The sequence below is a fragment of the Lacticaseibacillus thailandensis DSM 22698 = JCM 13996 genome, assembly GCF_001436135.1.
GTDB lineage: Bacteria > Bacillota > Bacilli > Lactobacillales > Lactobacillaceae > Lacticaseibacillus > Lacticaseibacillus thailandensis.
Map to the genome: position 1 here is coordinate 1 of NZ_AYZK01000014.1, position 4691 is coordinate 4691.

The following is a 4691-nucleotide window of genomic DNA, read 5'->3' on the forward strand; positions in this document are numbered from 1 at the left end:
CTGTTCGCGGCAGATGGTAACAACTTGCACCCCACTACTAGTAATGGTAGTGGGGTGCTTTTTTGCTACTCGGCAATAAAAAAGAACATGTATGACTCCGGGCACAATAGCCCCGCAACGTTGGTGTACCTGGGCAACTACCCGATTTTAACGATCATAAAAGCACACTTACTAATTGAAAGTAAGCTATAAACGTGGTACATTATCCATGTAATCGCTGTCAAACCCAATCGCATACAGAAAGAAGCGTGTTTTTTATGGCTAGTACACAGACTGTGCGCGCGAGTGTTGCCATGCTACGGGTGCTAGAGGCGTGGGGCGTTGACCACGTGTACGGGTATCCCGGTGGTTCGTTTAATTCCACCATGGCCGCGCTCGACGACGAAAAAGAGCGCATCCGTTATATTCAGATTCGGCACGAGCAGGTCGGGGCCTTTGCCGCCGCAGCCGATGCTAAGTTAACCGGCAAAATTGGTGTAGCGTTCGGGTCAGCTGGTCCTGGGGCGACCAACCTGCTGACCGGGTTGTACGACGCGCGGGAGGATCACGCACCCGTTTTAGCGCTCGTGGGCCAGGTCCCGCACACCAACATGAACTATGACTACTTCCAGGAGTTTGACGAGGATCCCATTTTCCGGGACGTCGCGGTGTATGACCGCACCGTCATGACTCCGGAAAGTCTGCCGTACGTGGTGGATAAGGCCATTCGCATCGCGTACCAGCAGCGCGGAGTAGCGGTGGTGATCATCCCCAACGATTTCGGTATGGTTGAAATTCCGGACCGGCCGTATGCCAGCGCAGACGCGGAAGTTGCGGCTAAGCCCGCACCGTTGCCGCAGCCGACCACAGCCGAGGTGGATCAGGCCCTGGCGATGATCAAAGTCGCCAAACGGCCGGTTATTAATGTGGGTCAAGGTATTCGTGATGGTGGTCCCCAGTTGGTCGCGCTGTCGCGGAAACTGCAGATCCCGTTGGTGACTTCCAGTTTAGCGACGGGCAAAGTTGATCCTGATTATGAGGGCAACTTGGGGGCGTTGGGCCGACTTGGTGCCAAAGCGGCCAACGAAATCTTCGGCGCGGCAGACCTGGCCATTTCGCTGGGGGCCGACTTTCCGTTCGCCCGGGTCGTCTTTGAGTCACGCCCGTTCAAGTTTATTCAAGTTGATACTGACCGGTCTAAGTTTGGTCGCCGGCACCACGTTGACCTCGGCGTTTGGTCCGACGCGACCAGCTTTGTGGAACAATTGTTAGCGCGGAGTGAACCGGCTGCACCAAGTGCCTTCTACCAGGCAGCCATTGCTGATAGCCACGAATGGCGGGGTTACCTCCACGACCGTGCTCACCGGGACACTGACCCGCTTGAGGCGGAGTCGCTTTACCAAGCGATTAACGACGTCGCGGCGCCCGACGCAGCCTTTGCCGTGGACGTGGGTGACAACAGCATAAACGCCATTCGTTACCTGCACCTCAGCCCAGCGAACAAGTGGACGATGTCGGCGTTGTTTGCCTCGATGGGCACCGCGTTGCCCGGTGCCATTGCCGCACAGCTCGATTTCCCGGACCGGCAGGTATTCAGTATCTCGGGTGACGGAGCGTTCTCCATGGTCATGCAGGACCTGATCACCGAAAAGAAGTACCATTTGCCAATTATTAACGTGGTCACGAGTAATACCGTGCTTGGCTTCATCAAGGGTGAGCAGGACGATGTGAACATGGCCGAATATAGTGGTATTGACCTGGCTGACCAGGACTTTGCCCAAATTGCCGCGGCGATGGGCATTCAGGGCGCAACGGTGCGCAAGACGGGTGACCTGCAACCCGCCTTTGCCCGGGCGGTTGCGGCCAGCAAGGCGGGGGAGCCGTTCCTCATCGATGCTAAGATCACCGCTAACCGGACGTTTGCTACGGAGTCCCTCATCGTCAACGTCCATGACGGTCAAGTGGATGAGTTCTTCAATCCGGCGTTTAACAGCAAGCACGACGCACCTAAAGTGCAGACCCTGGCGGACTTCTTTGCCTACTTTGATGCCGCCAGCTTGCACCCGCTCCGTTACTTCTTTGACAATGCGGGTGTCCAACTGTAATAATAATTCGCAATTAAAAACGCTGGCCGTCAGTCCATTGGGGACTGACGGCCAGCGTTTTTGCGGTACCTAGAATAATTGCAAAATGGCCACTGCCACGATGGGGACGACGAGGGCGGGGAGCAGGTTGAGTGTTTTGATGTGCTTTAGCCCCAGAATGCTGATGCCACTAGCCAAGATAAGGATGCCACCCACAGTCGATAATTCGTTGATCATGGCAGTACTGATGGCGCCCTGTGCGAGGGAGGCCAATAAGTAGATACTGCCCTGCCAACAGAACAGCACGGGGGCAGCGAGAATCATGCCGATACCAAAGGTGCTAGCCAGCACCGTACTGGTGACCCCATCGAGCATCCCGTTAGTGAGCAGCATGGTGATGTTGCCGCGAAGCGCAGCCTCGATGGGACCGACGATGGACAGGGTACCGATACAATATAGAAGAATTCCGGTCGCAAGTCCCTGACCTAGGCTGGATTGGCCCGCGTGGCGTTGGAGTAGCCGGTTGAAGTGGCCGTCGAGGTCGAGCCACTCACCCAAGATACCGCCTACCGCTAGGCTGACAATAAACAAGACGGGGTAGTGACTCTTGGCCATGTGGGTCAGGGCAGTATTGAGGCCGATCGCCATGACGGCTAGGCCCATCGCGGTCATCATGATGTCGTGGTAGTGTGCCTGCAGACCGTGTCCCAGCACCGCCCCCAGCGTACTACCGCCGATGATCATGGCCGTATTAAAAATTGTTCCCCACACAAGATCACGCTCCCTAATAGCTAGTATTGCTTCATATTATACCGTAACTAGGGGCCGACAGTGGTCCTAGTTACCTGCCGGGATGCGGCTGGGCAGGAGCGTGATGACCAACGTGACGAGGCCACTAATAATGGAGAGCGCGTTAAACGCATCACTTGGATAGCCCCAGATTACGGCGCCCGCGCCCATCACACCGTACTGAATCATCAGTACCCACCACGGACAACCCGCGTCACGATAACGGCGTACGAGCAGCGTAAGTGATGGTAGAAAAATGGCGAATGCGTAGATGACGATTGCGACGAGTATTACCCCCACACCGACGCCCAGTGTTCGCCCCAGGGCGGTAGCGGCATTTCCTTGGATGCCAGTGGCGTAGCCTGACAGTATGAGTACCATTCCGAGTACCAGGATGATGCTTAGCAAGTACAGCCATAAAGACATGTACCAGTATTCGCTCCGGCGTGACCGGCCCTTGAAGTTGACGTAGTTGGCAAAAAACGCCGCGATGGCGGTGAGACCAGTAGCCCCGTAGTAGCGATTGTGGGCATAATCTTGTTCGCAATGATTGGATTTTGTGGCCATGATGTTACCTCCTCTTCTTGGCCTAATTAAACCATAAATAACAGGGGATGACTATCAATTTGTAATTGAGCTGACGGCGGCTATTTGCGGAGCTAGGTAGCACCGTTATGCGTAGTCGACACGCGTAGGCGCGCAAAAAACTGGTTGTAAAACAACTGCAAAAAAGTTTTAGCACTCTCTTGACAAGAGTGCTAAAACATGGCATCATTATTATGTAAACAAGGAAAGGGGTTATCCCTTAGGAAAGGCAGATGTAGTCTATGAGTGATGAATTAATGCAGATGGATAACTGGTTGGATGACCCGTTCTTTGATGAATTGAGTCGTCGGTTCTTCACGCCGTTTACGGATGCCCGGGCCACGGCCACGCCGGTTGGCGCCTTGCGGACTGACATACAGGAACAGGATGACCGTTACGTCGCGACGGTCGATGTCCCGGGGGTCAATAAGGATGACATTCACCTGAGTTACCGGGACAACGTGCTCACGGTCAACGTGAACCGCCAGGCGGAGCAAAGTCAGCGCGATGATCACGGTCAGACGCTGATGCACGAGCGTTCCGCCGAGAGTATGACGCGCGACTTTGAATTGCCTCACGTCGATGCGGCTAAGATTAAGGCCGCGTACCGGGACGGTGTGCTGACCATTACCTTGCCGAAAGTCACGCAGGACGTTGACCAACACCAAATTGACATTCAGTAGTTTCACTTGGACCAATTGATTGATGTAGAGAATTAATGAAAGGAAGTATGCTTTATGGCTAACGAAATGATGCGGCGGAATGATATGTTTGCGGACCCATTCTTTGACAACTTGGGCCGTCACTTCTTTGACGACTTCTTTGCCCCACGTCAGGTACGGGGGTTGAAGACCGACATTGAAGACCGGGGCAACAGCTACGTTGCGCGGGTCGATGTGCCAGGAATCAACAAGGATGACATCCACCTGAACTACCAGGACAACGTGCTCAGCATCCAGGTCACTAAGCACACGGACGCTGACCACAGTGATAAGGATGGCAACCTGCTGATGCAGGAGCGTAGTTACGGCAGCATGTCCCGTAGCTACCGCCTGCCGTATGTTGACGCCGACCAGATCAAGGCTAGCTACAACGATGGTGTATTGAGTATTACGTTGCCAAAGGTCAAGGAAGAGGAACAGACTGGTCACGAAATCAATATTGACTAGTTGCTGGTAGTTTTTCCGGCGAAGTGCTTGGCAAAAATCTTGCGACCTGCTATACTAAATTCTGTTGTTGCCGCGATGGCGGAAT

At 54.3% G+C, this 4691-nt stretch carries 6 protein-coding genes; 4 read left to right on the plus strand and 2 right to left on the minus strand.

What is annotated here, in order from left to right:
• Both FD19_RS09905 and spxB read left to right on the plus strand, forming a co-directional pair.
• Positions 1-192, plus strand: a 192-nt coding sequence (locus FD19_RS09905; protein ID WP_235804155.1) for a hypothetical protein, incomplete at its 5' end; no start/stop codon positions are given.
• 65 nt (positions 193-257) lie between these two features.
• On the plus strand, positions 258-2084 hold the full coding sequence (gene spxB, locus FD19_RS09400) for a pyruvate oxidase (protein ID WP_056969908.1): 1827 nt from the start codon (positions 258-260) through the stop codon (positions 2082-2084).
• Positions 2085-2153: 69 nt separating this feature from the next.
• On the opposite strand, the gene FD19_RS09405 is transcribed toward spxB, so the two are convergent.
• Together FD19_RS09405 and FD19_RS09410 are read right to left on the minus strand one after the other, a co-directional pair.
• Entirely contained in the window at positions 2154-2834 is a 681-nt protein-coding gene (locus FD19_RS09405; protein ID WP_056969910.1) for a DUF554 domain-containing protein, read from the minus strand.
• 66 nt (positions 2835-2900) lie between these two features.
• The gene (locus tag FD19_RS09410) at positions 2901-3419 is read right to left on the minus strand and encodes a DUF805 domain-containing protein (protein WP_056969912.1); all 519 of its coding nucleotides are present in this window, start codon (positions 3417-3419) and stop codon (positions 2901-2903) included.
• Positions 3420-3679: 260 nt separating this feature from the next.
• On the opposite strand from FD19_RS09410, the gene FD19_RS09415 reads away from it, so the two are divergent.
• Together FD19_RS09415 and FD19_RS09420 are read left to right on the plus strand one after the other, a co-directional pair.
• The gene (locus FD19_RS09415; protein WP_054749135.1) at positions 3680-4120 is read left to right on the plus strand and encodes an Hsp20/alpha crystallin family protein; all 441 of its coding nucleotides are present in this window, start codon (positions 3680-3682) and stop codon (positions 4118-4120) included.
• A 54-nt stretch (positions 4121-4174) separates the two neighbouring features.
• Complete coding sequence (locus FD19_RS09420; RefSeq protein ID WP_054749136.1) at positions 4175-4606, plus strand: Hsp20/alpha crystallin family protein; 432 nt, start codon at positions 4175-4177, stop codon at positions 4604-4606.
• Positions 4607-4691: the final 85 nt, after the last annotated feature.

What these genes read in the sequence shown, in the direction of transcription:
- spxB (WP_056969908.1), top strand. Translation starts at nt 258, where the DNA reads ATGGCTAGTACACAGACTGTGCGCGCGAGTGTTGCCATGCTACGGGTG.
- FD19_RS09410 (WP_056969912.1), bottom strand. Translation starts at nt 3,419, where the DNA reads ATGGCCACAAAATCCAATCATTGCGAACAAGATTATGCCCACAATCGC.
- FD19_RS09415 (WP_054749135.1), top strand. Translation starts at nt 3,680, where the DNA reads ATGAGTGATGAATTAATGCAGATGGATAACTGGTTGGATGACCCGTTC.
- FD19_RS09420 (WP_054749136.1), top strand. Translation starts at nt 4,175, where the DNA reads ATGGCTAACGAAATGATGCGGCGGAATGATATGTTTGCGGACCCATTC.